Raw genomic sequence first — 26,976 nt, forward strand, 5'->3', positions numbered from 1 at the left:
CGGCCGGTGACTCCGGAACTCATCGAGCTCGCCGCAGCCTTCGCACTGCCCGTACTCACCCCGTTCGAGTCGTTCCAGCGCGCGGTCCAGTTCTTCCAGGTGCTCGCGCGCCCGCGCCCGACTTCGTTCCGTCCTCAGGTCCGATGAGCTCAAGGATCATGATCTTCTTTATGTGATGTTCATTCTTCCCATTTGGGGTAGTCGCTCCGGTGGGACGGCGCCGATCTTGGCGTGATCCCGACTCGTGGAGTGCACTACGTGCTCCGCACAACGGATTGGACACCTGCCATGACCACTGCGAACCCGGCCGGTACCCCTGCGGGTCGCCCCGCCGGTGCCGACGTTTCCGGACGCGGAACGCGCCGTCTGTCGACCGAGACTAAGTCGGCGCTGAAGACGACGGAGTTCTTCGTCTACATCGCCTGTGTGGTTGCGGTCCTGATCGCCTCGATGGTGGTGGGCACGGAAGAGGGTCACCTCGACTACTTCCGCGCCGACCGGGCCTGGCTCTACATCGTGATCCTCACCTTCGGTTACATGATCAGCCGAGGGCTGGCCAAGTCCGGCAGCCGGGACCACTACGACGACCACTCATGACCTTCGGCCGACGGGCGCGGGCTGCGCGTTCGGGTTCCTCGTGGCGGTGGGGGATTCGCAAACGGGTGATACCCAGGCCGCTGCGGTCTTCACCCGCTCGCCCCGGGGGAACGTTCATCGGGTGAGGTGAACACCGGGGTCTGTTGCCGGGGCCCGGCCACCTCGCAGCGAGCCGCCCCCCGACCGGCCATAGGCCGGGCAGAGGGCGGCGCAGAACCGGACGGCGGGCTCCCGGTAGGGCGGGGCCGGTCGTCAGTCCTTGGCGATGGCCAGGCCGAGGAAGATCCCCACCACCAGCGAGACACTGCCGACGGCCATCACCGACCACGTCCCGGCCTGCGTCGCGCCGAACGTCGAGGTCATCCCCGCCTGCGTCGCCGCCTGCGTGGCCTGCGCCCCCGCCATGGACGCCTCCTGGACGGCCAGACCCGTCTCCAGCGCCTGAATCTTGCTCTCCAGTTCAGACTGCTCCATCGTGCGGCTCCTCTTTCACGGTGTGCCGGGCCGGTCCCGGCATCACCGTCCATCGGTTCCCCACTGCGTGGCCACAGCCGCGCCGGCGGCCATCGGTGCACCCGTTTGCCCGGCGACCGGACGCCGCTCTGCGGAGGTCGGCGGGCTACGCGGAGAGAGTTGAGCGCCCATGGGGTGTCCGATGTACGGCGGCGCGTGGCAATGGAAACAATGGCCATATGCGGACATATTGGGTGTATCAGTTTCGGGACGGCCCGGAGCGCAAGGTCGTCGAGGTCATGGCCGAGCAGGATGGGAGGCCCCGGCAGATCCGGGTACGGGAGTGCCCCGGTACGCGCGGGCTGGTGGACGGGTATGTGCTGCAGAACGTCGATGCGACGGCTGGGGCTGCCGTCTACAGCTGGGTGCGGCGCGGTGAGCCCGAACCGGTCGCGGCCCATCTGCTGGAGCTCCTGGCCGAGGTCTGCCCGCAGGAAAACGTCTGGTGATGTTCGAACGAGGGCCGGGGCGGAGCTGCGGGCGCAGCGCCGAACCGGCGGCGGCGCAGGGCCGGCCCGCGGCCGCCAACCGGCCAGGATTCACCCTGACTTCCTGGCCCCGGCCGGAGGCCGCGGCGTCGCCTGGCCCACGGCAGGATCGCCGTACCCATGGAACTCACGGCCGTATCTGCCGACGGTCACCTAATGAGAGTGCTCCTGCAGCGTGTCTGCTGGGGGAGTACCCGGTTCGACAAAGGACACCGATGGTGGGCAGCCGCCGCCGGATCCATATTCTGGTCGGCTGTCTGCTGCCGCCTCCAGAGGAGAGGGTGCTGCCGGTGGTCTCCGGCCGGTCTGACAGGGCTGGAAAAGTCATTTGGGTGTGGTGAGTTCGTATGCCTTGATTTCTGTTTCAGTCCATACGAAGAAGTGGCTCGAGCTGATGGCGAGGGAAAATATTTTGGAGCTTGAGGAGAATTTCCAGTTGACGGCGCCTGTTGCGGCGTTGAGTGACGTGACCCATGTCTTCCCGTCGCTCGGTTCGGTCGCGTAGATGACCTGGTCGGCGGCGGCAATGAACACCTGGGGAAAGATTTTTCTTTTCCAGATGTTCTGGCCGGTCTTTTTGTCGAGTCCGTGCAAGTATTCACCGCCGCCCGTGATCAGCATGCTGCCGGTTAGATTCGGTGTCCATGCGTCTATTTCATTGAGTTTGGTGTCCCAGGCTTCCTTCCCGGTGGTCACATCCACGGCATACAGGGAACCGTCTCCTGAAGCGAAGTAGACGAGCCCGTCATCAACAGACATCGTTGCGTCGATCTCTCCATACGTCGGCGTTGTATAGGTCCAGATAAGGTGTCCGTCCTTGCCGGACAAAGCCTTTACTTTTCCATTGTGGGTCGCCATGACGAGAGTGTCATTAGAGGCCTCGGTCTCATCGATCCACATGTCTGACGTTTCTTCGTGCTTCCAGAGTTCGCGTTGCAGCTGGATGTCTGCTGTCAGGATGTCTCCGCTGAATCCTGCGTGCACACCAGAGGGAGTGGCCACCGGAGGGACGCGGGACTCCGACATAGGCATTTCGAGCGCTGCCTTTTCCTTCCCGGTCCCTCTGTCTAGAGCGAGGAGTTTGCCCTTGATGGTGACGTATACGGCTTCTTTCGTCACCAGTGGGCATGACGCATTTTCCTGCTTCTGCGTCCATCGGGTGTTGCCTGTAGCTGCGTCCCGCATCGTCACTTCGGACGGAGTTACATCGAACAAGGCGTTATCGATTTCGCTGTACTGCGGACAGGTGCGTTTTCCCGTGGCCGATGTCGTCCACACAGGGGTATCCGAGATCTCTTCCTCGGGAGGAGGGCCACTGCCACAGGCCGACAGCGTCAGGGTGAGGGCCGGCAGTGTGAGAAGACTGCGTGTGAGCAGCCGCGGCAGGGTCCTCATCCGAAGGAGTCCTTCCGGAGGTAGTAGAGGCGCTGGTTGTGGCTGTTGACGTACACGCCATCGGACGTCGCCGCGGAGCCGGGCAGGTCGTTGATGCCGGGAAAGCAGTTCAGGAGGGTGCCGTGGGTGATCCGGTGGGCGCAGAGCTTCTCGCTGTCATACGCGACGTAGAGGCGGTCGGCTGAGGCCGACAGGTATCCGTCGACCCGGGCATCGCCTGTCTTGCTCCTCACCCGGGACCACTTCTGCGTTCCGTCGCTTACGTCGAGGGCGGTGAGCGCTTCGTCGTCACCGGCTGTGTTCTTGAAGATCAGCAATCCGGAGGCGGCCAGCAGGTTCCGACCGGCGACGACGAAGTCACGGCGCCACAGTTCCTTCCCGCTGCCGGTGTCCAGGGCGACGATCTGTTTGCCGGTGGCCACGACCACGGTGTTACCGGCTGTCACGGGCCCCTGGTCGTTGCTGATGCCCAGCAACGGCTTGCTCCACCGGGTCGTCCCGGTGTTCAGGTCCAGGGCGTAGACCTCACCGTTCTTGTCGCTGACGAAGACCGTGTCCTTCGTCAGCGCGGGGCTCCCGACGATCTTCTCTTTCAGCTTGGTGGTCCACCGCGCTTTGCCGTCGCCCGGATCGAGGGAGGCCACCTCTGTCTCGGAGCCCGTCACCAGGGTGCCGTTGTCAGCAGCGAGAGAATCGAGGACGCCGGTGTTCGTCCACGTGACTCTTCCCGTCCGGGTGTCGATCGTCGTCAGCTCCCCGTTCCAGGAGTACACATGCGCGAGACCGCCCGAAACTACCGGCTGGCTGTTGATGTCCTTGGTCGGAACGGCCCACATGCGGCGGCCTGACTTCGTGTCGACTCCGTAGACCTCACCGTGCCACGCCGCGGTGACCACCACCCCGTCCAGTACGGGCTGCTGCTGCAAGGGCTGTGAGAGCGCCAGCTCCCACTGCGGAGCAACCCCGCCCACGTTGCCCTCGGCGTCTCCTCCCAGCTTCCAGACCACGATGAGCGTTAACAGGCAGAGGCAAGTTAGGCCTGCGGTCGAGACCGCGAAGACGACGAGGAAGTCCCTCTGGGGGCGCCGCTGCGTGGTGCCACGGCTGCCGGCAGCACGCGCGGGCGGGTTCTGGCGCTCTCGGTCTGCCGTGGGGACAGGTTCTGCCGACGATTCGGCTTCATCACTCCGCCCGCCACCCCGACGAGCACCCGATCAAGACGGGATGTCCACAGGGCGGGCCCTTCCGCAGGAAAGCCCAAGACACCGCCGTTCCTGCCGCGCCCGTGTTGCGCGCTCTCGAGCCCCTGATCCTGGGTCTCACCGCCGGCTTCCGGGCCGCTGGACGATCGGACAAGCCGCCGGGTTCCTGCGTCAGCAACCTGCCGTCGTCGCCGCGTCGCCGCGTCGCCGCGTCGCCGCGTCGCCGCGTCGCCGCGTCGCCACCCGGACCCGGCTCGCGGACGGCTCCCGTCCGCGATGCGACCCTCTGCGCCGCTCCTATGCTGGTGAGCGTGGGCAGTCAGCCACGGGCGACGGCGCCGCCGAAAGCGGCCGCGTACACCGTCCGGCAGGCACAGGACGCGATCGCCCGGGAAGCGTGGGGCGAGGCGTACGCGCTGCTCGACGGCCTGGACCCCGGGCTGCTGGGCCCCGATGACCTCGCCGCGCTCGCCGACGCCGCCTGGTGGACCGGCCGGGTCGAGGAGTCGCTCACGGCGCGGGCCCGCGCGTACGCCGGTTACGCCGCCGCGGGCGCCCCCCGCCAGGCCGGATACTGCGCCTGGATGCTCTACTACGAGCACCGGCTCGCCGGACGGTCCGGGTCGGCCGCAGGCTGGCTGCGCCGGGCACGCGAACAGCTCGACGGCGCACCCGAATGCGCCGAACAGTGTTTCCTGGCCTGGGTCGAGGCGCAGGAGGCCCAGGAGCGCGGCGCCTTCGAGGAGGCGACGGCCTCCGCCCGGCGGATGGCCGCCGTCGCCCGGCGGTGCGGCAGCAACGACCTGTACGCGATGAGCATCCACGCGCAGGCTGCCGTCCTGCTCGCCCAGGGCCGGGTCGCCGACGGCCTCGCGCTGCTCGATGAGGCCATGTGCGCCGCTGCGGCCGGCGAGCTCAGCTCCTTCTACACCGGCTGGATCTACTGCCTGGGCCTCCAGCAGTGCATGGCCTGCGCCGACTTCGCGCGGGCCGTCGAGTGGACCGACGCGGCCATGGCCTGGTGCGCCTCCATGCCCCGCGAGAACAACTTCCGCGGGCTGTGCCGGGTCCACCGGGTGGAGGTGCTGGAGCTGCGCGGAGCCTGGCCGCAGGCGCTCGACGAGGCCGAGCTGACCTGCACGGAGCTGCTGCCGAACGAGCCCCGGATCGCCGCCGAGGCCTGCTACCTGACCGCCGAGATCCACCGGCGGTGCGGCGCGTACACCGAGGCGGAGGCTGCCTACGGCCGGGCGCACGAACTCGGCCGCGACCCGCAGCCCGGCCTGGCCCTGCTCCGGCTCGCCCAAGGCAGGGCGGAAGCCGCGGCCGCCGCCCTGTGGCTGCCCACGTCCGCAGCCGGCGCGCCCGGTGCCGTCGGCACCACCGGGGCAGGCGAGGCGGCCGAGGACCTCGGGGACGGCCGCCTGCTCGAACGGGGCCGGCTGCTCGCCGCCCGCACCGAGACGGCCCTCGCCCTCAGCCGGCTCGAAAAGGCCCGCAGGGCGGCGCGGGAGCTGGCCCGCCTTGCCGACTCCTGGCAGCGGCGGCGCGCGTCCGCCACCACCCCCCTGCACGCGAGCGCCGCGGCAGCGGAAGGCACGGTGGCCTTCGCCGAGGGCGACCTCCCGACAGCGCTGGCCCTGCTGCGCCGGGCGCTGCGGCTCTGGCTGGAGCTGGCGGTCCCGTACGAGGCAGGCCAGGTCAGGATGACCCTGGCCGCTGCCGACCGGGCGGCGGGCGACCTGGACGGTGCTCGGATGGAGCTGCGGGCTGCACGGGCGGCCTTCGACGGACTGGGCGCCGTACCGGACGCGCGCCGGGCGGCCGTCCTCCTCGACGCGATGGCGGAGCGCGGCTCCGGGGAGCTGACCCTGCGGGAGACGGAGGTGCTGCGCCTGGTCGCGCGGGGCGGGACCAACCGGTCCATCGCCGCCGAGCTGGTGATCAGCGAGCACACGGTCGCCCGCCACGTGAACAACATCTACGCCAAGCTGGACGTCTCCTCCCGGGCCGCCGCCACCGCGTACGCGTACACGCACGGCCTGGTCTGAGCGCCACGGACCCCGGCCGACGGGGGCATGGGCTGTTCCGCCCATGCCCCACGACCGCCGGAATGGGCAGTTCCGGGGATGCGCGGCCGTCGGCGCGGCGCCTACAACGGAAGCAGGACTCCCGGAACGACCGAAGGCAGGTGGCAGCCATGACCACCACTGGCACTGCCCCACCGGTGGAGCGACTGCGTGAGACCGTCCACGGCGGCGTCGCGGCACCCGGCGACCCCGGCTACGACGAGGCCCGCAAGGTCTACAACGCCGTGCACGACAAGCACCCGGCGGTCGTCGTCGGCGCCGCCGATGCGGGAGACGTGATCGAAACGGTCGGCTTCGCCCGCGACCAGGGCCTGACCCTCGCCGTGCGCGGCGGCGGCCACGGCGTCGCGGGCCCCGGTACCTGCGACGACGGCGTCGTCCTGGACCTCGCGCGGATGCGGGGAATCCGGGTCGACCCTCAGACCCGTACCGCCCGCGCCCAGGGCGGCTGCACCTGGGCCGACGTCAACCACGCCACCCACGCCTTCGGCCTGGCCACCACCGGCGGGATGGTTTCCACCACCGGCATCGGCGGCCTCACCACCGGCGGGGGCATGGGCTACCTGGCCCGGTGCTGCGGCCTGGCCTGCGACAACCTGCTCTCGGCCGACGTCGTCACCGCCGACGGCAGCTTCCGCACCTGTGCCGAGGACCGCGAGGCGGACCTGCTGTGGGCGCTGCGCGGCGGAGGCGGCAACTTCGGCGTGGTCACCTCCTTCGAGTACCGGCTGCACCCCGCGGGTGACATCCTCGGCGGGCCGACCTTCTACCCCCTCGACGGCGACGTGATCCGCCGCTACCGGCAGCTGATCGCCGACTCGGCGGAGGAGCTCGGCGCGGTCCTCGCGGTGGGGCTCGGCCCGCCCGTCCCGTTCCTGCCCGAGCGCTGGCACGGGCGGCCGGTGTGCGGGGTGATCCTGTGCTGGACTGGCCCCGAGGACCAGGACGACCGGGTGCGGGCCATGCTCGCAGAGCTCGGCCCGGTGCTGGGGCAGCACGTGGGCCGGATCCCGTACCCCGTGATCAACACGCTCTTCGACGAGCTGGTGCCGCCGGGCCTGTTCCACTACTGGAAGGGAACGTTCAGTGAGGACCTACCGGACGGCCTGATCGACGCCCACGTCGAGTTCGGGGCAGCCACCCCGTCCATTCAGAGCGTCACCATCGTCTTCCCCATCGACGGCGCGTGCGGGCGGGTCGGCCGTACGGACACGGCGTTCTCCTACCGGGACGCCCGGTTCTCGACCGCGCTCAACCTCACCATGACCAACCGGGAGGACATGGAGGCCCAGAAGGACTGGATCCGCGGCTACTACGCGGCGCTGGAGCCGTACTCGGCCGACGGCGGCGGCTACGTGAACTTCATGGACGGCGACGACCAGGGCAAGGTACGCGCCAACTACCGTGAGAATTCGGGTCGGTTGCGCGAGCTCAAGCGCCGCTACGACCCGGGCAACCTGTTCCGGCTCAACCACAACATCGCTCCGTAGGGGTCCCGGCAGGGCTGTGGCAAACAGCGTACGACCGCATGCGGCTGGCCGCCGCGGGCGATGGTGGTGCCGTGCCAGGCCACCTTTTGGGCGATCTCGCGCTTCAGCTCGCCGAACCCGGCGTCCAAGATTGCGTGGTTGAGGCCGGCCTTCTGCCGGACTTTGCGGCCGGGCTTGTCTGCGGTGCCCTTCGCCGGGGCGGTCATGCCCTTGGTGCCCAGGGACTGCAGCGCGATCTCGGCGTACTGCTGGACCAGCCACTTGTTGATCAGGCGTTCGACCGTATTCCGTTCCTTGTAGAGGTCGGCGTCGTGGCTGACGGGCTGGCCGCCTCGTGCGCCCTTCTTCTTTTGCCGAGCTCATCGTGTTCGTGCCATACCCCCCCCGACCTCGGCGGTGCCGCCCCATGCGCGGACTGCCAGGCGACAGGCCTCGGTGAGGACTTCTACGAGCACGCCTACGAGAAGCCCCTCCCGGACGGGGCGGTCGCCCTGATCGTGGAGACGCTCTGCAGCGTCTGCCTGGGCTGTGGTCGTGCCGCGCACGACGGGTGCCGTCCCGATATCCACGCCACCTACGAGGAGGACGACCTCCTCGACGACTGGGACGGCGAGGAGTCGGCGGAGGTCGACTGCTACTCGTGCCGGGGCCGGACGTTCAACGTCACCCAGGGCGCCGGGGAGGAGACCGCGGAGAGCATCGAGGCCCATGAACTGTTGATGGCCAGGGCAGCCGAGCGCGGCTTCTCCGAGTGGGACGTCCGGGGTGCGTTCGCGTTCGGGGAGCTGGACTTGATGCTCGGCGACGGCTCCACGGAACTCGCGACCCGCTCGGACACGACCGTGTGGCTGCGGTTGCCGTGTGGCTGCCGTGAGGCCGCCTCTGTCACCGTTCGCCGGGACCAACTCTTCGAGGCCATGGGCCGGTAGGCGGCCTCGGAACCGGTACATCCGTTGACGCACTGCGCAGAAGTGGGAGCATTCAGCCGCCGGCCGGGTAACTGAACAGGCGGTTGTCGTCGAGCACGAGCCCTGCGTATTCGTTCAGGAGAAGCGGCGCGGCTTCGGGCTTGGTCGGCATGTCCGTACCCGTCCGTGCGTCGAGAACGACGGGACCGCCCACGCCTCGGCCGTAGACCCGCCCGTGCCACACCGCGGTCACTGCCGGGGGCTTGCGGTCCCCCTCACCGTCCTTGAGGGCCCACAGCAGCTTGCCGGTGGCCGCGTCCACGGCCACGACCGCGAATCCGTGCGTGCACACCAGCGTCTGGCCGCGGTCGAAGGTGCAGTCCATTGCGCGCATCCCCGGCGGCATGGCGGTGGCGGCGCGGGCCTGCCCGCTGGTCACGTCCAGCAGCTGGTCGCCCTTGTCGCCGACCTGCTACATACAGGGCGCGCGTATTTCCAAAAGGAATTCAGGTCGACCCTACCAAGTCAACCTTCAATGAGCCCGCAGGCGAAGTGGCGGCTGTCGCCATCTCCAAGCTCAAACGGACAAAGCTAATCGCCGACCCAAAGCCAGTACTAGGAGGCACGTACCTGGGGGTTGTCGTGACCACAGGCGCCACCCCTGGTGGCGCTGGCGCCCCCGTCACGACGGCCGAGGACACCGTATCCTTCCTCGATGTGGGCCACCTTGCGCCACTGCAGAATCCCGATGGCCTTCAAGAATTCGCCTCGATTATAGGCTCCGACAGCGACCCCGTCTTCTCCCCCCGTCATGACATGCTGATTGAGCCTCTACTGCCGGGTAATGCGATGGACTCCCGGCTGGTCGTCGTCGACAGATCCGGTGGGTGGGACCAGCTGAGCGACCCGTTCCAAACGCTGCAGCGCAAAGTCGCTATCGATCTCACCCGTGTGATATTCACAAACATCGATGAGGCAGCTCCGGGGCAGGTCAGATTTACCTGCACGTTCGCCGAGGGGGGAGACACGCTTGGCTACTTCGATTCCAAGCTATTCATCGTGGAGAAAGAGAAGGGTGCGGACGAGGCTCTGTCCTATCAGGTAATATCGGGCCCCAAAGCGATAGACGCGCAGAGCCTCGTTGTAGCCATTTATGTGCAGGCTCTCGAGGAGGATGATATTTTCAATCCGGATGATGGCAGTTACTCCCCTTTGGTCGCCATGGATATCCCATTTGGAAAAGGCGGAAAAGTAGCGAATCGGCCCGGCAGTGTCAAAACGGCAGAATCGGGCGGATTGTTCGCAATTGAGGTAGAGTATGAATTGTCCGTTACCTATATGTGATCGCGCTAGCTGGATATCCCACGCGTCGCCGAAAGGCCGCTTCGCGCCCGGCTGCCCGGCCGACGGGGCATAGGACATAGGGGAGAGCGGCGGGTCGGGGCGGATGGTGACGCAATCCGGATGCCGCGAGCAGGGCGGCGGAGCAGAGACAGGGACAAGCGATGCATCTGTGAGGGTGCGAGCCTGTCAGGTGGGGACTCGCCTGCATGTTTTCGTGCCCTGACCGGAGCGCTGTTGTTCTCCGACCTGTCCCGGTCTCTGTACCGCTCGGGTGTCCTCGGGTATGGGGGACAGCCGGGCAGGGGGGAACCAAATAGCCCTGTGCATGAGGTGAGGGCGGACATGGTGTGCAGGCGGGCGGTCATGGGCGGGGACTTGGGGGCCTTGAACGGCGAGATAGAGGCCGGTTCTGGCCCAGCGGGCGGCTCCCGCCGCCTCCACCCTGGCCTTCGCCCCGCAACCCGGCCAAGCCGTCTACAGTGCGACCAAGGCCTTCGCCGCGTCCTTCTCCGAAGCGCTCTGGTACGAGCAAAGGCCCCGCGGGGTCTACGTGATGGCCACGTGATGGCCCTCTGCCCCGGACCGACCGCGACCCGCCCCGGCCTGCACACCAACGTCCCGGCCGCCCTGGTCCGGACCTCCGAGGCGGTCGTCGTCGCCGCCCTGCGCCGACGCCGTCGCCCCACCGTCGTCCCCGGCCGGGCCAACGCCCTCCTCGCCGCAGTGACCCGGTACCTCCCGCGCACCACCACCCTCTCTTCCGCACAGGCCAGGCGCTGAGGCCGGGGCCGTGGTCCGCCCGCGGCCGTGATTGAGGGAGCTTGCTACCGATGACGTATGCGCCCGAGCCCGAGCCGTTCGCCGAGGCGCTCGGGGAAGCGGCCCAGACCGCGGGGATGATGGCCTACTGGTTGGCGATGGCCATCTCCGACGCGGTCCGCCGCGCCGCTCAGAGGCGCCTGACAGAAGCTCGGCGAGGACGCGGAGAAGATTGGCTCCGGGCTGGTCGGCCGACCGGCTGCGGGGCCACCGGGGCGACGATATTCTGGCGGTGCTGACGGTCGGGGCGGACTGGCCGCAGTTGGCCCGGCGTACCGGGACGATGCCCGAGGTTGCCCAGCGCCCCTCCAGCGTGGCCATGACCGCCCGGACGGTGTCCTCGTCGCCGCCGGTGATGTCCAGAACGACCAGGCCGGGCTCGGCAATGTGCTGCTCGTTCGATCCGCTCCATTCCCTTCCGACGGTGAGAACAAGGGAGCGGTTCGCCGTCGGCCCTAGTGCCGCCGCTTTGCTGACTCGCAAGGAATCAAGCATTGATCTGACGAGTCCATGGAATGAGCACCAGCGGTCATGCCTCTCCCTTGACAGCGATCCGTGAGCGTGACCTGCTCTCGGCACCGTCTACGAAAGAAGAGATCTTACATGAGAAAGCCCTGGGGCTACGTCAGCCTGCTCACACCCCTCGCTCTGGTCCAATCGCTGTACTTTGCCGGACCAGCGCAAGCATTAACTGGGGTGGTGGCAGTCACGAATGGAACGTTGCGCGTTGTGGTGGCATCTGGCAAGGCAAACGAAATTGCGATCACGCGCGTGGTCGTCGGATTCATCCCCTACCTGGAGGTTCGGGACTTCAACGATACCGTCACGGCCGGTCCCGGATGTAGGCCGGTGCCTGGGACGAACAGCGCCGTACGCTGCGGGCTGCTGTCCATCAGGCGCATCTACGTCGAAGGTGGGGATCAAGACGACCGGATCCGGCTCGCGGCGAGTGTGATCGCGGAGTCGAATATCGGCGTTCCCGCCACGCTGCTGGGAGGTGGCGGCAACGATCGCCTCGACGGTGGTAGGGGGTCCGACTTCCTTGACGGCGGTGACGGCGATGATCTCCTCGTCGGTAACGAGGGCAACGACATCCTCGACAGCGGGAATAGCGGCCCGCTCGGTGATTCGCTCATCGGGGAGGGAGGTGACGACACCCTCTATGGCAGTGACGGCGCTGACGACCTCGGCGGCGGGGCGGGAAACGACACCCTGTACGGGGCCGGCGGCGATGACTCCCTGAGCGGGAGGAGCGGCGATGATCGGATGGACGGCGGGGCGGGAAACGACACCCTTGATGAGAGCTTTGGCGAAGCTGGCGCAGCCGGCAACAACACCCTCGTCGGCGGTGATGGCGACGATGATCTGCGCGGTTCTGCCGGCCTCGACACACTCCGAGGCGGCGCTGGCGACGATCGCATGAGCGGCGGCAGAGGCAGGGACCACCTCTTCGGCGAAGCCGACGCCGACCTTATCGATGGCGACGAGGGCAACGACCATGTCGATGGCGGTGACGGCAACGACACTCTCGACGGCAATTCTGGCGACGATAGTGTCCTCGGCCGAGGCGGCAACGACATCCTGTACGGGACCGCCGGCGCCGATTTCCTGCGCGGCGGCGACGGCAACGACTTTCTGGACGGCCGGGACAACGCCGGAGGCAATGACATCGTCGATGGCGAAAACGGCTTTGACGCCTGCCTCGCTGATGTTGGCGACACCCGCAGCAACTGCGATGCGACACCCCTACCAACTGCGAGGGTTGATCGGACCATCTCCCAGCCGTGACGGCACGGTGGGGGGATCGCCAGGCGGGCGCCGGGGGTCTGTCCCGTAATCGGTAGCGACGAAGCATGATTGTCTGCCCGGACGGAACCGTGCTCGACGCCGCCGAACACCCCGCAGCCCCCGCCCCCGCGGCCGGACATCCCGCACCGCCCGCGCCCCCGACCCCGCCATCGCCACGGCTCCCGCGCCCCCGGCAGCCCTGCCCGCGCTCCTCGAATCCGATGCGTACCGGGAGATGTGGGCGGCCGTGTGGGCCGCGCACGCGGAAGGGGACGTGCCCACCGCGGTCGCCCTCGCCTACAAGCTGGAGTCCGCTCTGGCCGGCTGGTTCGGCGAGGACGCCGCCACCATCACCGTGTTGACCGCCCGGGCCTGGCTCACCCTCTGCCAGCGCACCGACTGGTACGGGACCACGGAGCTGCTGATCACCCGCCCTGCGCTGCCAGGCCGCTCGGTACCGCCCCGAGGCCGACACGATTCGTACGGCCCGCAACGCGCGAGGACTACCGCCGCGACGACGTCCTCGCCTGGACCGGAGCGGTACCCGCTTCCGGCTGACCGGACGTGCGATCGACGCCCGGGCGCCGCGGTGTTGCTCGTCCGAGGCGGTTTCGGGGCGGGGCCGTGTCGCTTCCGCGGTCCCGGCATTGACCGGGCATGAGCACCATCAAGCGCGCGGCGGTGGCCGCGGTGGCCGTCGTGGCGGTGGCGGCGCCCGCCGCTCCCTCCGCCACGGCGGCCCCGGCCTACAAGTGCGCGAGCAGCACGAAGGACATTGACGACAGCAGCTATGACGGGCCGTGGCCAGACAACTAGAAGGTGACGGTGCGGACGTGCGCGGCCCGGTCCGGGGGCACCGTGTACGCGTACGCCGAAGTGCGCTGGGACGGAGCCAGCTTCTACCCCGTGGACGACCCGACGATTTTCGACGGTGCCAAGCTGCGGGTGCAGTCAAACAATCCCGCGAAGGCACCGACCCCGTGGTGGCCGAGCGAGACTTTCCCCAGCTCGAGGATCGGCTGGAGGACAGCACGTCCAGCGGGGCGCGCACCGGCACCTACCGGACCGCGACCATCAGCCACCGGGCCGGGCCGGCCACGCTCGGCGATACGGTGCTGTTCCTGGACTGGCACGGCGACGGACGCGGCTACCAACGCCACGACTACACCGCGTCCCCGACGGTCTGACTGAACAACTGTTGTGCCGGGGTTCGGGTCGGGTGGGGTGGCGCGGTCGTTGTCCGGGATGGTTCTGTTGCGCCGAACCTTGAGCGTTCTCGCTGAAGGTTGAGTGGATCACTGCCCGTACGGCCACGACCGATGCCGGAGCCGGTAGGTAGCCGATCACGAAAAAGTGGGAGAGCGACTTTACCCGATCGAGTGTTCTCTGAGGGCTCAGGGGGAGATCTCGCCCGGTGATCATGACGCTTTGGGCATGTCTGACCCGACGTGAGCCCTGAAGTCAACCTGTAGGAGGAAACCGATGCCGGTGGTGCTTGGCGAAGAAATCAAACGAACGTACGAAGCGATCAGAGCGGGCGATCTTACGTGGGCCGTCTTCGGCTACGGGGGCCACCGTCAGCTCGCCGTCGATCACGTGGGCGTGGACTCGGACTACGACGCCTTCTGCGGCCGGTTGGCGACCGACGACGCCGCTGCGCGTGTCGTTTCCACCAGTTTCGAAGTGAAGGTGCGTTTCGCTTACCGCCGCTTCGAAGCTGAGGAGAACGGCTCTGAGCGCGCCAAGTACGCCTTGTTCGTCTGGTCCCCGGCGTACACGGAGTTTCGCGAGAAGAGCATGCTCTCCTACGACAAGACGGTGCTCCAGGCGGTCGTGCAGGACTGGGATGCCGAGGTCTTCGCCTCCCAGAGGGATGACCTCGCCCACGCCAAGGTCGTTGCCCAGCTCGGAAACTGACGACGACCGGGCCCGGGTCTGTACCCGGATTGCCCCGGGGTACAGGCCGGGCCCGGTTCGTTCGGTGGAGCTCGTGGTCAGCCGGTGCCCGCGAAGAAGCGTCAGCGTCGACCGCGCCCGGGCCGCCCCAAGCGCGGCAGCCCATAAGCCCTCGCGCATGTCGGGCAGGATGCCGTCGGCGTCGACCAGGTCAGGGAGGACGCGGTAGTGCCGCTGCCAGTCCTGCGGCCACGGGCAGTGCCCGTCCTGGTCGTTCACACCATTCGGCTCAACGGACCCGTGGGCCGGGCTGTGGGCTAGAACGCCCGCGGGTGATAGCAGGCTCACTGGTGCCGGGTGGGTGGTTCACGTGATTCGCCGGCATCTGGGTCCGGCAGGCACAAGGCTGGGGTCGGGTCCGCAGCGAGGTGGAGCCGGCGCAGGGTGGATTCGGTTTCCCGCTCGAAGTGCTCTACGGAGATCAGGCGCTGCCAGAGGGGATCGGGTATACCGGGCACCGTGGCGCCGCGGGCAGTCCACTCCGCTGCGAGCCGCGCATACAGGGGCGCGGATTGGTCTGCGACTTCGGGGCCGCCGCGGCGGGCATGCCGACCGGATCCGGCAGCATACGGCTGGATCTGCGTGGGAATGAGGGAACCGGGCATGAGCCGGCTCTGCCCCAGGACATGAGGCAAGAACTTTCGCTGATCAGCGGTCACGATGCTTAAACGATTCTTGCGCCCGCCTGACACCGCTGCCCCGAACGCTACGGATCCTGGTGCGCTGGAGACGCGGCCGGATGACCTTTGGTGGCTTGGTTCGGCGGGGTGGTCCGAGGCCGGGGCACGCGCCGTGCCTACCGGAGCCGTCACGGCTGGGGAAAACCTCAGAGCGGGCCGCTCCGCTGGTGGGGCGGCCCGTCTCGAACGAGCGCTGCGGCATAGAGCTCTTTCAAACGTGTCCAGGTACCTGGCTGAACGGAAATCCCGTCTCTCCCGGCCCGGGGGAGGCCCGTTGGCACGATGCGGTCGCTGCCCTGCCGAGCCCCCTGGATTTTGGCTTGAGGGCAGATGGCATGACACAGAGGGAGCGCTCGCCTCTGGGGTGTGCTGCGTGAGCCGGGTGTAGGCGGCAGAGGCCTGGGGAGGGTTGGAGGCATGAACATGGACGACGGCTAAGGCGCTGGTGATGAGTTCGACGTCCTTGGCGTGTACCTGGAAACACTGCGGGCTCAGATGTCTCCGCAGCAGTTCCGGGCCCTGGTGAGAGCTGTGCAGGCGACGTGCGGGCTGCTGTCAGATGGGCGGTCCGCTCCTCTGACGGTGCCGGGCGACGGTTTCCTGTCCAGTGATCTGCGGCGGGAGTACCTGACCGTGTTGGCGGTCATGATCACGGGACGTATGGATCACCGCCTCGTGGAGGTCCCGGGGCCTGATGGCACATCGGGGTGCGCGGTGCTGGAGGGCGGCGCCGAGCACGGCACTGCCGCGTCGAGGGCTGTCTGTGACGCGGTGGCCTGCCGGCACAACGAGCAAATGTCCATCACCGCCGAACTGGATGGCATTGCCCGCGCGAGCGGCCTCAGCCCCGGATGAGAAGGCCCCAGTGTCCTGGCGTTATTCACCGTTGATACTGCAGAGCCGCGGCACCTGCGGCGATGACTTCGGCGAGCCGGTTGGCGAAGGCCGCGTTGCATCCCCCGAGCCGGACGAAGCCGTGGCCGGCCACCGGCCCGCCGTTGCTCAGGGAGGGAAGGGTCAGGTCTGCAAGCGCGAGCGCCGCCTGGAGGTTGGTGACAGCCTCTTCGCCGGCCTGGTAGGCGGCGTCCTGACGCCGCTTGTACTGCATTCGTTCAGCGTGGGACAACTCGTACACCATGTTGCTGACCTCTTGTGGTAAGCGCGGGGATGAGGCGCCGGAGCGCGTCGGTCGCCGTGAGGTGGTCTTTGCCCGGTGCGCCGGCCCTGGCCAGCACACACGCTGCAGATGCCGACGGCAGTCGCCCGCCTTGCCCGGGCAGGACCATTCCCCACGGCACGCCGCTCGGATGTGCCGCAGTGACCGGACGTCTGGGGTGCCGGGGTGCGGTCCGAGACGCATCGCGGTGGGTAGCCCCAGGCTCGGATGGGGCAAGGGGGGTAGACCGTCGGGCTGAGTCTGCGCACGGCCCGTGACTATCGGTTTCGATCTTCGTTTCAAAGGTGCAGGCGAGCACCCCTTTGACGTGTGGGAAGGACCGGGTTGTCCACGGAGTTAGCGGCTGTTACCGCCTTTGTGCTTCGCGGTCGCCGCCCATGGGATGCTCGACCCTCTTGCGTCGTCGTCCGACAGTGCCGTTTCCGCTGGGACGCTCGCCCAGGATCCCCACTCCCCGCGCTTGGACGGCGGACCGATCTCGCCGACGGCAAGACTGTCGGCCAGTCAGACTCCGCTGACGGTACGGACTCGAGTAACCCAAGCCCATTGCCCGAGCCTGGGACCGTGACACTGACTGGCACGAGTGGCACTGCCCCACACGTACGACCGTTATGCGTCTTACCCGAATCTGTGACTGTGGGACGGAGAGTGGACAACTCTGTTGTCTTCCGCGGGGTAGCCGGGAGGGACACTGCCCGGGCTGCGTCTGGCCGCGGCCGTCTGCCTGAGCGGAACGGACACAGAGGGCGTCGGGTTTCGGTGTCGCGGAGCGGCTTGGCGAGGCGGTCGCGTGAGTGTGATCTGGCGGACCAGCTGCTGGAAGCAGGCCAGCGCCGCGACGGCAGGAAGAGCAGACGCAGCCACGGCGGCGATCGTTCTGGGTGCCTGGGCTACGCACAGAAGCGTGGCCAGGGTGGAGAACAGCAAAACGATGGACCAGGAATGGAGCGCGCGGCGCTGGTGCAGGGCCGATCTGAGGATGGACAGGGAGGCGACCATCCAGGGGCCGTAGATCAGCAGGGGCCACCAGCTGGCCACCTCGCGGTCCGCGTGGGCCGCGGCGCTGTGGCGCAGGGCGTCGCAGATGGCGAGCCCACTGAGGATGCTCACCACAGTGGCGATGGCACCGACCAGCACGGCGGTGAACACACTGCCCGTTTGCAGCAGGGTCACAGTCGGCGGCTTCGACGGGTTCCGGCGGTGCCCGCTGGAGGCTTGTGTGGGCGGCCGCCCGGTAGGGGTGTGCTTCAGCCCTGCGACGAGGCCGAGGGTGCTGACCGTGTCACCGGTGACCCCGGTGTCGTCGAAGCCGACTCGGGTGAAGGGCTCCGGTTGCCCGGGTGCAGCGCTTTCCTGGAGAAGGATGGCGAGTTCCTCCACCGGATCCCACGACGGATGCGCCTCGCCGGGCCCGCCGAGCGGTTGCCCGGTGGAGGGGTGCTGTGCGTGCTCGGGCCGGTCCCAGAACGCGGAGGTCTCCGGCTGGGGATGCAGGCCGTGGATGTCCGGGTACCCGTACGGCTCATACACGGGGGCTGCCACCCGAGCACTCGCCGACAGCCGTTGCGGACGCCGCCGTGTTCCCCAACCGACTGCCGAACTCGACCTGGATCACGCTCATCGTGTGGAGGAAGTCCTCAAAGATCGAGGAGGAGTACCGAAGATCGATTTCCACATCTTCGTTACCCAGCGTTGCGTTCCGGGTCTCGCCCCAGCCGGTGGAGGCCGGAGTGAACATCCACTTCCCGATCCGAGTGGACCCGGAGTGAAAGCTGCCTCCCTGTCCGTCTTCCTCCGCAGTCCTGCGGAGGAAGACGGGGAGCTTTACTGTTGCCATATTCCATAAACGCTCTCCGTGTCGGTCTGGGTGTGTGCCATCCGGGTGATGGTGGTCGACGAATAAGCGTTGACGCCGGCCTATCGGTTTTCCATACCAATCAGGAGGGCAGTAGCCGCGCCCCTTTTTCGCGCCGCCACGCCGCGACTCGGAAGACGATGCGCTGCGGCCGGCGCAAACAGCGCGATGGACCCTTCACCCCGTCCCGCACCGGCCGGGCAGCCACGCGCATGTTCCGACGCGACGGCCCTGCTGCGTGCCGCGCACCCCCGGCGGCGGCTCTCATGCCCGGCGGGATTGTCCATGCATATCGCCGGCTCTTGCCGCAGGCCGTCATCCCTGCCTGCCCCTCAGCGTTGAGCCCCCATCGCCGGCTCCGTTGACTTGCATCCCGCCTAGCGGACGGCCCCGTAGCCCACGGAAGCGCGCCGATCCTCGGCCTGTGGTCCGCCGGGTCACCTGTCAACCCTCCTTTGGCCACCACAGCCACCGACTGATCATCGGTAAATAGATCGAGATGCCGAGCCGGCAGATTGCTGCGCATGGCTGCAATCGGAGGACAGGGCACAACTCCACATATGCCTCCGCGTTATGCCGAGGGTCGCCAGGACCCCGGCCCTGCGCATCCCCTTGAACCTCAGCCTTTGAAAGGACCAGCTGTGGGAGGCATCCTCCTGTGGATCGTGCTCATTTCTGCCGCGGTAGGCACAAGTTGCACCGTACTGACGTCATCCGGGACCGGCCGACTCTGGCATGTGGACACCCTCGAACTGAGGCGCCACCAACGCTTCAAGCACGTCCTGTCCCTCCATGTAGACGCCGTCCGGTTGTCTCGTCCGGCAGCCACGGCGCCGGCACGGCCAGGGGAGAAGCTCGTCACCGTCGTCTCCCCTCGTTCGGGTGCGGAGCCGTTCCGAGTCGTCCATGAGCCGTGTTGGCCACTCTGCACACCAGACCGTTAGGGCAGAGCACCTCGCCGGCAGCCGACACCACGCGCTGAATGACTGCACCTCGGATGTCTCGCCGGCCCTCGCCTCTGCCTCCCCGGGGCGATGGCGTTGGCGCGGCTTCCGGAACTTCCCTGGGATCCGCGGGAGGCCCGCATCCCGGGTGATGCAGGCTCTGGGTCAAGGGAAGGCCGCGGCGATGGTCGGCCAAGCGCCTTGTCGTCGGCGGTGACATCGCTTCGCGAGCCGTGGCCCGAAGAGCCCGACGCGGCCGGCTGGTGCGCCATCCAATTCCGCACCCCAGTAGGCCGTTTCGCCAGCACTCGTCGTCAAGTACGACAGGTCGAAAGGGCGGCTGATATCGCCGAAAAACCCCGGCAATCCGTTCCGTACATTGCCGCGCGCATTAAAACCCCGGCAATCCGGACACTGGTGAAGGCGCGCAAAAACCCCGGCAATCTGCGCATTACCCGTTTCTGGCTGCTGAACGCGGCGTAGTAAAGCGGCGGTAGAGAGTGAGGTCACGCGGGGGCTGGCTGCGGTTCCTCCAGCACCTCGGCGACCTTCCTGGCCAGCTTGTCCACCTGCGGCGGCAGGTAGCTGTCCAGCGCGTCGACGTCCTCGCGCAGCCGGGCGCTCAGCCCATGCAGGCACGCCTCCGTGAAGAGCTTCTGCGGGTCGTCCTCCACCCGCGGCGCGTTCTCGAGCCGTGCCCCGGCGATCGGCGCCGCCGGGACTGGTCCGGCGACGCTCCTTGACGAGGGTCGGGGACTGGACATCGTTCGGTGTAACTCCTGCTCAAGGAAGATGCATCGATGACCAGTGACAACGTGACCGAGGCCGAGTCCGTCGAGGGCGGCTGAGCCTCAGCCAACGAAGGGGCTGTACGACCAGCTCATCGACGAGTTGGTCGGTAGGGCCGAGTCCTTCTGCGAAGCCCGCTGGCGTAAAGCCCGTGAACAACGACGCCGCGGCGGAGCAGCCGATCAGCCGCGAGGCCGGCTGACCTGCCCGTTCGCTGCCGACCAGGCCCGTGCCGTGGAGGCGCCGGCTTCCTGGCCCGCCTCGGTGGAAAGGTGGAGTCCTCCGACGTGGACTTGGGTCAGGTGGGGGCGCCGGCCTCCGCCGGGAGCTGGCGAGGGCTGGCATCCTCATCGGGTGGCGGCCCGCACGCCGCTGCTGTTCACCTCGGCCGGCCCGGACGTCGGGGTGTTGTTGCAGACCCGGCGCGGGTCGCTGGTGCAAGACCGGTTCGCCAACGTCGAGTACCGGCGGGCCGCGGCCGCAGCGGTGGACCCGGCGGCCGCGGCCTGAGGTGGAGGCATCCGCCGGGTGCCGGCGGGTCCCGCGCCCCTATGTGGCGTACGCGCCGTTTCCTGTGGTGACAGGGTGTGCGGGCGTGTAGCGTCTGAGCCAGCTGTCGTGGTTCGGAAGTTCCCTCTGCCCACGCCTTGGCGTGGGCGTTTTGCTGTGCTGTGCCGCAGGAACCAGGGCGATCACCTCCGCCTTCCGCACGTCGTGGGAGGCATCATCGACTGGAAGGCATGAGACATGGCTACGGGAACTGTGAAGTGGTTCAACGCGGAGAAGGGCTTCGGCTTCATCGCCCAGGACGGCGGCGGCCCGGACGTCTTCGCCCACTACTCCGCGATCAACTCCTCGGGCTTCCGCGAACTCCAGGAAGGCCAGACCGTGACGTTCGACGTCACCCAGGGCCAGAAGGGCCCCCAAGCGGAGAACATCAGCCTGGCCTGACCTTCCCCGACCGGCCTGCGGGCACCGCAATCGGCTTGGCTTCCCCGGGCAGCCTGTAGCGCCCGTCCCGAACAACGGAAGCCTGCCCGGGGCCTCGGCGGAAACCGACACGCACGCGATGAGGGCTGCGCAACTACGCGCGGCCCTTATCCGTGTCGAGACCGGCCTACCGCACCGATGGGCTTCCGCAGGGCACCGGCCGTGACCCCCATCAGCAGTGCCCGCGGCGTACGGGGTCCTGCGGTGACGCTCCAGCGGGAGCTCCTCGGCCCGCGCGTCAGTCAGAATGTTGCACAGCTCGAAGCCTCCTGCGGGCCTTCACCAACCCTCGATTGTCCAGCAAGTACTGGGGAATGAGGGCAGACGGTACGAGCCGATGAGGCCGCTGGGCAGGTTGCCGACGATGAGGAGACTGGTCTGTGGGAAGTGTGTGGATATACGCGCAGGACAGCGGATACACGTCCCGGCAGTCGCTGGTGGGTTTCACCGTGGAGGCGGCGGACGGGGTCATCGGGCACGTGGACCGCCAGCAGGACCAGCCCGGCAGGCAGCACCTGGTGGTGGACACCGGTGTGTGGGTGTTCGGCAGGAGCGTTCTGATCCCGGCCGGCGCCGTCACCGCCATCGACACCGAAGAGCAGACGGTGAAGGTCGCACCGAGCAGGGAGGAGATCAAAGCCGCTCCCCGGGTCACCACTGACAGCGAGACAGCGGACCACGACTACCTGTCCGCAGTCGGCGACTACTACCTCTCCCTCCGCCCCTGAGCCGCACCCAGACCTCCCCAGGCCCGGGGCAGCAAGGGAAGGCAACCCGGTTCGGTATGAAGCGTGGCCCGGCCTGAAACCGGATGGCTGTCCGGTCGTTGGACTGGGGGATGCACACCGCCCGGGGGATAACCCCGAGCGCTCCGAGGCCGGTGCCTCCGTGGCCCTGGCACGCGTGCTCCGTTCCCGGTTCTGACAAGCTGAGGCGGTTCATCCTGGGCGGTGATGTCAGCGTCAGGTGTCCCTACCTCGGTCTGCTGCCGCTCGCGTTGGACCTCAAGGCCGCCTGGCAGGCGTGGAAGAACCATCGCGAGGGCGGCGGGAACGAGGGACGAGACACCAGGGAGGGCAGGCCGAGCCCGCTGGAGGTCGCCTCGGTCACCTTCGCCCACGGCGGCGACAACATCGGCGTCTATGCGCCCGTCTTCGCCACCGCCGGCATCGGTGGGATGACGTAAGCCGTGGTATTCCTCGTGCTCGTGGCGGCGTCGTGCTTCGCGGGCCGGTGCTTCGCCCCCTGCCCCGTCATCGCCAAGGCCCTCGCCCGCTGGGGCCACATCCCGGTATGCCAAGGCCCGCCCCGACGGCGACCGGTCGGTACGCACCGAGGCGTTCGAGGCGATGCCGAGGGGGGAGTGGGAGCTCGCGGACTGCCGGTGGCTGGAGACCGAGCTGCTGCTCTGGAAGCCTCCGCCCGCCTGGCTCAGCATGAATGCCTTCTTCGTCCCCGACGGGGCGGGGCGCCGGCTGCGGATACATCAACTTCGAGGGCCCCACCGTCCGCACGGCCGCAGGCTCGACACCTTCGACCTGGCCGTGGACCTGGTCATCGACCCCGACCTCACCCGGCACCAGTGGAGGACCTGGACGAGACGTGCACGTACGGCGGCTCGGCATCGTCACCGACGCCGAGCACCAGGCGGTGGAACGCGCCCCCGGCCAGGTGCTCGCGATGCTCGCTGACCGTTCCCAGCCGTTTGCGGACGCCGCCGCGTGGACGGCCTGGCGCTGGAACCCGGTCTGGCCCGCGCCGTGCCTGCCCCGGCCCGCGCAGAGGGTTGCACCGGAGGGGACCGGAGGTACTGCCGGAGGTGGGAGCCCCTCAAATCGGACACCACGCGTTGTTGCAGGTCAGCTCCGCAGCCGAATCCGGCGGCTCACCCTTTCCGCGCCGCGGAAAGGTGGGTCAGCCCGGCAGGTTCAGGAGGCTGATGCCGCGGGGCCGAAGAAATGCCGACGGTGACGCTGGTGACGTCGCCGTCGTAGCTGGTCCACCCGGAGGCTTCACCGTCCATGCGGCGCGGGGTGTCCCACTGCAGGTGCACTTTGCCGCACCCTGTCTTGGCCTTGCCGTCCGGGCAGGGGCGCTGGGCGGCGGCGACGCAGTGCCATTTGGCGAGCACACGGTATCCGCCGACCAGCGCCAGGTCGGCGGCGTTGCTGATTTCCCGCCAGGTGGCCTGGTTGGTCAGCATCCAGTTCGACCGGTCGACCAGGTGGAAGGTGCCGTCGTGGGTGATCCAGTTCGGGCTGAGCCCGGCCGCGGCGTGGGCTTTGGACCGACGCAAAACGCTGCCAGCGCTGGCGTCGTCCTGGCGGGCCTCCGCCCGCCCTGGAGGGCGAGGGTGAAAAACGCGGGCTGCTTCGCAGCCCACCACACCTGCTTGACGGTGTCGGCGCGCACCATCCGCACGCCCAGGGCCTCGCTGTGCAGCTCCACCCATACGTCCGTGGCGGCCATCAGTCCTGAGGGTGGCGCCGTGGTGCCGGGCGGCGGAGGGCCGCTCGTAGACCCAGATTTCCGCACCGCTGCCGCCGGAGTCGACCACGACCGACCCGGGCAGCAGGTCATACGCGTCCTCGATGGCGGCCGCGGCCGCGGCCTTGTCGATGTCGCTGGCCGGCCGTCCGGTGACCAGCTGCACGTGTCCGACCCAGCCGAAGCCGTGCTCCAGCACATCGAGCACGGCTCCCGGCAGAGGCCGGGCCGGGTCACCGTGCGCGTTCCGCCATTCGGCCCCATCCTGAGAGCCGGGCCGCGAAGCCCGCAGACCGACCTGCTGGGAGGTTCTGTGATCCTGCTTGCCCTGCTTCTACCGGCCGTGATGATGGTCTTCCTCTTCGTTGCAGACGCGCTCGAAGACCTCTTCTTCCCCCGCTCAGCAGCCCCGGACGACGGTGCCCCCGTAAGCGACAGCGCCGGATCACCGCACCCCTGACGGTGCCGCCTGTTCATGGCTGCGACTGGGGCCGGCGTTGCTTGTCAGAGTCTGGTGAGGGGATGGCTTGGGCCATGCGCTGGTAGCCGGCGTCGTTGGGGTGGATGTGGTCGCCGCTTGCACACCACCGGCCCCCGTCGGCGGCTGAGGTCGAAACCGCCCGAGCAGCCGAGACTGCTTGCCCGCCACGAAGCGCAGGCTGGGCTGATCTGTCACCGGCCTTCCTGAGTTTGGCTGACCTCGGGCGAGCGCAGGATCGGGCCATGACCACACAGCGCCGACCCGGAGCCGAAACCGTGCGTGCCAACGCGCCGCAACCTGTCCCGTGCGTAACGAGGTGAGGCTGCTGTCCGCAGAGGGAGGGGACGGTTTCGGTGGGCACGCAGCTGGCTCTACGGGACTGCCTCCCACGGTTCGGGAGACAATCGAGGCGATCGTGCTGGCGGTGGGAGACGGTGACGACGCACTGATCGGCCACCTGCTGACCAGGTTCACGCAGATCGCAGACTTCGACGCCCTCATACACCTGCGCACCCGCCTGCACACCACGCTGCACGCAACGAGGAGCGTATGCCCGAACAGCATGCCTCCGTTGCGCCCGGAGTCCGCAGTTCGCTTTGCAGGATCGGCCAGGTCGGGGTGCTCGGCTGCCAGGACGTCATCGACTCGGAGGGGTGACGTGGAGGCTGCCGGGTCGATTCAGCTGATGTGAATTTTGGATTCCGCTTTCGGTCCGGGCTCCCGCTGGCTGACCGTCGCCGTCCAGGTCATAGGCGCGGGAAAGCGCCGTGATGCGGGGCAGCCACGCTTCGGGTGACATCGGCAGGTACCTCTTCGAAGAAGGGGACGGAGAGAGAAGGAGTGCGCAGCCGCCCGGGGCGGGCCCGCCGCCTTCCTCGGTCCAGCACCGTTGCCGGCGTGGCGAGGGCGGCCGGGCGGGACCGTCAGGGAACTCCCACCCGCCCGGCGGCGGCACGGTTTCCCAAGTGAGGAGCGGCGGTACTGCTCGGACGGCCTGCCCGCGTCCGGTCACGGCGTGAACACGAGCCGTCTGCGGTGCTGCCCTGCCCGCGGGCGCGCGGGGCAGCACCGCAGATGGCCGTCAGTCGGTGATGTCGTTGCCCGTTGCCGGTCGGGGTCAGCGCTGGTGGGGGAGCGGGGGCCGCACTGCGTCGCTGTCGGCGGAGCGATCGAAGGCTCCGGGCTGGGAGAGGTCTGCGAGGAGTTCGTCGATCAGTTCCTGGGTGACGTGAGGCATGACGTAGACGTGGCTGTAGTCGTGCCGGCGGCCGTCGAGGTTGAGGGGCATGCAGGCCAGCGAGTACTTGCGGGTGATTTCGGCGCGGGGCTGCTGGAACCAGATGCTGAGCGCGTGATCGCCGTGGCCGACCTCGATGCCGTCCTCGGCCCAGGACTCACCGCGTTCCCGCAGCTGCTCGCTGAGCTCGCGCAGGCGTTCGGCGGTGTACTTGGCGATCCGCAGGACTTCGGCGGCCTGGCAGATCTGCTGCTCCTCGCTGGACTGGGCGAGGTGGTTCCACATGGCCAGGGAGGCGAAGCCGCTGCGGGAGCCGGCGAAGGTGCTGTCGGGGGAGGAGACGTACGCCGGGTCGGACGGCGGGCGCAGCTTGGCTCCCGCGCGGGCCATGTAGAGGCCGGTGGGGACGGGCGCTCCGGGATACTTGTGGCCGCTGGTGACGATGGAGGACACCTCGGGGATCCGGAAGTCGAAGACCGGGGGCGCGGTGTCGATGAGCCCGGTGTCGCGGGCCTTCTCCAGGTAGGGGGCGTAGGCGGCGCCCATGGCCCCGTCGACGTGGATCCAGTAGCCGTTGCGGGTGCTGACGCGCTCGGGGTCGTCGGGATCGAAGCGCACGGTGCGGTCGACGAGACCGCGCCGCTCGAAGACCGGCCGCAGGCGCTCGCAGGCGCCCTGGACGTCGTCGAAGGCGCCCTTGAAGACGCTCCCGACGTTGAAGTTGACCAGCACGGGGTGGCCCTTGGCAGCGAAGAAGTCCACGAGGGCGACCAAGGCGTCGACGTCGACCGTGCCCGGCCCCTCGTCGCCGCCGGTGGTCGGGACACCGCCCAGCGGCCATCCGTTGTACGTCGGCATCCCGGTGCCGGCCACGTCGATCGGGCACTGCCCGGGGTAGAGACTTCCGCCCAGGTCGTAGAAGGTCGGGATGTCCAGCACCCGCATCGCCTTGATGTGCGAGTAGTGCGTCTCCCGCGAGAAGAACGCCACCGGCATGTAGGCGTTGGGATTGTCGTCGGGGTGCTTGGCCCGCAGGTAGCTGGTGCGGCAGCTGGCTTCGCCGGAGACCTCGTCACGCACCAGGGCGTTGCCGTCGAGGTAGTCACGCGCGTTCCACATCGCGTACAGATTGCCCTCCGTACTGCCCATGGACAGCACGTAGCCCCATCCGTCCTCGACGCCCGGGCGGGCCGGATCCTCGGGCAGAGACACGTGCCACAGACGGGCGTAGTGTTCCAGGACCGCCCGCTCCAACCACCGTGAGTGCAGGCTGTAGTGACTGTCGACGAACGGGTCCCCGATGTTGTTCATGTGAAAGCCCAGGAACCGTCCCAGCGCCGCGTGGCCGTCGAGCGACAAGTTCACCTGATACCCGAGCAGACGACCGCGCTGCTCGCCCAGGTACCCCTCCAGCTTGGCCAGGACCGCGATCCGCTGCTCGTCGGAGTAGGCGTCAGCGCCCAGCCGGTAGTCGTCATTGGTCGGCACCGCCGCCACAGACGTACCCGAGTGCTCGATAGTCATTCCGTGTCCGATTCTGAGCGATTTCACGAAACGACTGCCCGGTTCAGGTCATAACCGGACGGCGACAGAATCGGACAACGCTCGGATCTAAAGGGATAAAAGCGGGCGCGAGGCTCGGCAACCGAGAGGCCGGAGCGGGTCCCTGGAGCGCTGAGCGGCAGAAACGACAGCGATTGCTGGCGCGGTTGCTGTCCAGTCGCCTCGCGGTACACAGGATATGCG

At 68.2% G+C, this 26,976-nt stretch carries 28 protein-coding genes and 2 pseudogenes; 18 read left to right on the plus strand and 12 right to left on the minus strand.

The window, feature by feature from the left end:
- Positions 1 to 6 precede the first annotated feature (6 nt).
- On the plus strand, positions 7 to 147 hold the full coding sequence (locus RIU97_RS41400) for a hypothetical protein (protein ID WP_404962663.1): 141 nt from the start codon (positions 7 to 9) through the stop codon (positions 145 to 147).
- A 141-nt stretch (positions 148 to 288) separates the two neighbouring features.
- A complete protein-coding gene (locus RIU97_RS41405; RefSeq protein ID WP_404962665.1) occupies positions 289 to 597 on the plus strand; it encodes a hypothetical protein in 309 nt (102 codons plus the stop codon).
- Positions 598 to 849: 252 nt separating this feature from the next.
- On the opposite strand, the gene RIU97_RS41410 is transcribed toward RIU97_RS41405, so the two are convergent.
- Entirely contained in the window at positions 850 to 1,071 is a 222-nt protein-coding gene (locus tag RIU97_RS41410) for a hypothetical protein (protein ID WP_404962666.1), read from the minus strand.
- A 233-nt stretch (positions 1,072 to 1,304) separates the two neighbouring features.
- On the opposite strand from RIU97_RS41410, the gene RIU97_RS41415 reads away from it, so the two are divergent.
- Positions 1,305 to 1,559 carry a hypothetical protein gene (locus RIU97_RS41415; protein ID WP_404962668.1) on the plus strand — a complete coding sequence of 85 codons (255 nt, stop codon included), beginning with the start codon at positions 1,305 to 1,307 and terminating at the stop codon, positions 1,557 to 1,559.
- 363 nt (positions 1,560 to 1,922) lie between these two features.
- Here RIU97_RS41415 and RIU97_RS41420 read toward each other — a convergent pair whose 3' ends face one another.
- Positions 1,923 to 2,993 carry a PQQ-binding-like beta-propeller repeat protein gene (locus RIU97_RS41420; RefSeq protein ID WP_404962669.1) on the minus strand — a complete coding sequence of 357 codons (1,071 nt, stop codon included), beginning with the start codon at positions 2,991 to 2,993 and terminating at the stop codon, positions 1,923 to 1,925.
- Positions 2,990 to 4,000 (minus strand): PQQ-binding-like beta-propeller repeat protein, encoded by a 1,011-nt coding sequence (locus RIU97_RS41425; RefSeq protein ID WP_404962671.1) that lies wholly within the window; start codon positions 3,998 to 4,000, stop codon positions 2,990 to 2,992. Before RIU97_RS41425 ends, RIU97_RS41420 begins: the two co-directional genes overlap by 4 nt.
- Before the next feature lie 494 nt (positions 4,001 to 4,494).
- On the opposite strand from RIU97_RS41425, the gene RIU97_RS41430 reads away from it, so the two are divergent.
- Positions 4,495 to 6,246, plus strand: coding sequence for a LuxR C-terminal-related transcriptional regulator (locus RIU97_RS41430; protein ID WP_404962673.1), 1,752 nt, complete (start codon positions 4,495 to 4,497; stop codon positions 6,244 to 6,246).
- 149 nt (positions 6,247 to 6,395) lie between these two features.
- On the plus strand, positions 6,396 to 7,775 hold the full coding sequence (locus RIU97_RS41435; RefSeq protein WP_404962675.1) for an FAD-binding oxidoreductase: 1,380 nt from the start codon (positions 6,396 to 6,398) through the stop codon (positions 7,773 to 7,775).
- A gap of 260 nt (positions 7,776 to 8,035) precedes the next feature.
- On the opposite strand, the pseudogene RIU97_RS41440 reads toward RIU97_RS41435, so the two are convergent.
- Together RIU97_RS41440 and RIU97_RS41445 are read right to left on the minus strand one after the other, a co-directional pair.
- Positions 8,036 to 8,134 (minus strand): annotated as a pseudogene (locus RIU97_RS41440) (IS5/IS1182 family transposase); the annotation flags it as partial.
- A gap of 622 nt (positions 8,135 to 8,756) precedes the next feature.
- A complete protein-coding gene (locus RIU97_RS41445) occupies positions 8,757 to 9,122 on the minus strand; it encodes a hypothetical protein (protein ID WP_404962676.1) in 366 nt (121 codons plus the stop codon).
- Positions 9,123 to 9,235: 113 nt separating this feature from the next.
- On the opposite strand from RIU97_RS41445, the gene RIU97_RS41450 reads away from it, so the two are divergent.
- The 3 genes from RIU97_RS41450 to RIU97_RS41460 all read left to right on the plus strand — a co-directional run bounded on the left by RIU97_RS41450 (position 9,236) and on the right by RIU97_RS41460 (position 10,807).
- Positions 9,236 to 10,027 (plus strand): hypothetical protein, encoded by a 792-nt coding sequence (locus RIU97_RS41450; RefSeq protein ID WP_404962677.1) that lies wholly within the window; start codon positions 9,236 to 9,238, stop codon positions 10,025 to 10,027.
- 442 nt (positions 10,028 to 10,469) lie between these two features.
- A complete protein-coding gene (locus tag RIU97_RS41455) occupies positions 10,470 to 10,592 on the plus strand; it encodes a hypothetical protein (protein ID WP_404963113.1) in 123 nt (40 codons plus the stop codon).
- The gene (locus tag RIU97_RS41460) at positions 10,592 to 10,807 is read left to right on the plus strand and encodes a hypothetical protein (RefSeq protein ID WP_404963128.1); all 216 of its coding nucleotides are present in this window, start codon (positions 10,592 to 10,594) and stop codon (positions 10,805 to 10,807) included. Before RIU97_RS41455 ends, RIU97_RS41460 begins: the two co-directional genes overlap by 1 nt.
- Before the next feature lie 333 nt (positions 10,808 to 11,140).
- Here RIU97_RS41460 and RIU97_RS41465 read toward each other — a convergent pair.
- A pseudogene (locus tag RIU97_RS41465) lies at positions 11,141 to 11,341 on the minus strand (DUF6207 family protein); the annotation flags it as partial.
- A 204-nt stretch (positions 11,342 to 11,545) separates the two neighbouring features.
- Between RIU97_RS41465 and RIU97_RS41470 the strand changes: the two are divergent.
- The 5 genes from RIU97_RS41470 to RIU97_RS41490 all read left to right on the plus strand — a co-directional run bounded on the left by RIU97_RS41470 (position 11,546) and on the right by RIU97_RS41490 (position 16,125).
- On the plus strand, positions 11,546 to 12,634 hold the full coding sequence (locus RIU97_RS41470) for a calcium-binding protein (RefSeq protein WP_404962678.1): 1,089 nt from the start codon (positions 11,546 to 11,548) through the stop codon (positions 12,632 to 12,634).
- Positions 12,635 to 13,291: 657 nt separating this feature from the next.
- On the plus strand, positions 13,292 to 13,450 hold the full coding sequence (locus tag RIU97_RS41475; RefSeq protein WP_404962680.1) for a hypothetical protein: 159 nt from the start codon (positions 13,292 to 13,294) through the stop codon (positions 13,448 to 13,450).
- Positions 13,451 to 13,614: 164 nt separating this feature from the next.
- On the plus strand, positions 13,615 to 13,821 hold the full coding sequence (locus RIU97_RS41480) for a hypothetical protein (protein ID WP_404962681.1): 207 nt from the start codon (positions 13,615 to 13,617) through the stop codon (positions 13,819 to 13,821).
- 295 nt (positions 13,822 to 14,116) lie between these two features.
- Positions 14,117 to 14,551 (plus strand): hypothetical protein, encoded by a 435-nt coding sequence (locus RIU97_RS41485; protein ID WP_404962682.1) that lies wholly within the window; start codon positions 14,117 to 14,119, stop codon positions 14,549 to 14,551.
- A gap of 1,214 nt (positions 14,552 to 15,765) precedes the next feature.
- Positions 15,766 to 16,125 carry a hypothetical protein gene (locus RIU97_RS41490; protein WP_404962684.1) on the plus strand — a complete coding sequence of 120 codons (360 nt, stop codon included), beginning with the start codon at positions 15,766 to 15,768 and terminating at the stop codon, positions 16,123 to 16,125.
- A gap of 25 nt (positions 16,126 to 16,150) precedes the next feature.
- Here the strand turns inward: RIU97_RS41490 and RIU97_RS41495 are convergent, their stop codons facing one another.
- The 3 genes from RIU97_RS41495 to RIU97_RS41505 all read right to left on the minus strand — a co-directional run bounded on the left by RIU97_RS41495 (position 16,151) and on the right by RIU97_RS41505 (position 18,284).
- On the minus strand, positions 16,151 to 16,378 hold the full coding sequence (locus RIU97_RS41495; protein ID WP_107050552.1) for a hypothetical protein: 228 nt from the start codon (positions 16,376 to 16,378) through the stop codon (positions 16,151 to 16,153).
- Positions 16,379 to 17,065: 687 nt separating this feature from the next.
- Positions 17,066 to 17,977: a hypothetical protein gene (locus RIU97_RS41500; RefSeq protein WP_404962686.1), complete on the minus strand. Its 912-nt coding sequence runs from the start codon at positions 17,975 to 17,977 to the stop codon at positions 17,066 to 17,068.
- Positions 17,970 to 18,284, minus strand: a complete 315-nt coding sequence (locus RIU97_RS41505; protein ID WP_404962687.1) for a hypothetical protein — start codon at positions 18,282 to 18,284, stop codon at positions 17,970 to 17,972. The genes RIU97_RS41500 and RIU97_RS41505 overlap by 8 nt, the downstream gene beginning before the upstream one ends.
- A 1,163-nt stretch (positions 18,285 to 19,447) precedes the next feature.
- Between RIU97_RS41505 and RIU97_RS41510 the strand changes: the two genes are divergently transcribed.
- Positions 19,448 to 19,729, plus strand: coding sequence for a hypothetical protein (locus tag RIU97_RS41510; RefSeq protein WP_404962688.1), 282 nt, complete (start codon positions 19,448 to 19,450; stop codon positions 19,727 to 19,729).
- Between the two features lie 23 nt (positions 19,730 to 19,752).
- Here RIU97_RS41510 and RIU97_RS41515 read toward each other — a convergent pair whose 3' ends face one another.
- Positions 19,753 to 20,010, minus strand: coding sequence for a hypothetical protein (locus RIU97_RS41515; RefSeq protein ID WP_404962690.1), 258 nt, complete (start codon positions 20,008 to 20,010; stop codon positions 19,753 to 19,755).
- Between the two features lie 379 nt (positions 20,011 to 20,389).
- On the opposite strand from RIU97_RS41515, the gene RIU97_RS41520 reads away from it, so the two are divergent.
- The 4 genes from RIU97_RS41520 to RIU97_RS41535 all read left to right on the plus strand — a co-directional run bounded on the left by RIU97_RS41520 (position 20,390) and on the right by RIU97_RS41535 (position 22,211).
- Complete coding sequence (locus tag RIU97_RS41520; protein ID WP_404962691.1) at positions 20,390 to 20,545, plus strand: hypothetical protein; 156 nt, start codon at positions 20,390 to 20,392, stop codon at positions 20,543 to 20,545.
- Between the two features lie 237 nt (positions 20,546 to 20,782).
- Positions 20,783 to 20,986, plus strand: a complete 204-nt coding sequence (locus tag RIU97_RS41525; protein WP_331719018.1) for a cold-shock protein — start codon at positions 20,783 to 20,785, stop codon at positions 20,984 to 20,986.
- A 419-nt stretch (positions 20,987 to 21,405) separates the two neighbouring features.
- A complete protein-coding gene (locus RIU97_RS41530; RefSeq protein ID WP_404962693.1) occupies positions 21,406 to 21,753 on the plus strand; it encodes a PRC-barrel domain containing protein in 348 nt (115 codons plus the stop codon).
- 269 nt (positions 21,754 to 22,022) lie between these two features.
- Entirely contained in the window at positions 22,023 to 22,211 is a 189-nt protein-coding gene (locus RIU97_RS41535) for a hypothetical protein (protein ID WP_404962694.1), read from the plus strand.
- 699 nt (positions 22,212 to 22,910) lie between these two features.
- Here the strand turns inward: RIU97_RS41535 and RIU97_RS41540 are convergent.
- Both RIU97_RS41540 and RIU97_RS41545 read right to left on the minus strand, forming a co-directional pair.
- Positions 22,911 to 23,720, minus strand: a complete 810-nt coding sequence (locus RIU97_RS41540; protein ID WP_404962695.1) for a hypothetical protein — start codon at positions 23,718 to 23,720, stop codon at positions 22,911 to 22,913.
- A 1,390-nt stretch (positions 23,721 to 25,110) separates the two neighbouring features.
- Positions 25,111 to 26,754, minus strand: a complete 1,644-nt coding sequence (locus RIU97_RS41545) for a histidine decarboxylase (RefSeq protein ID WP_404962696.1) — start codon at positions 26,752 to 26,754, stop codon at positions 25,111 to 25,113.
- Positions 26,755 to 26,976 lie beyond the last annotated feature (222 nt).

Origin of the sequence: Streptomyces sp. 147326 (assembly GCF_045000215.1) — a bacterium.
Taxonomy (GTDB): domain Bacteria; phylum Actinomycetota; class Actinomycetes; order Streptomycetales; family Streptomycetaceae; genus Streptomyces.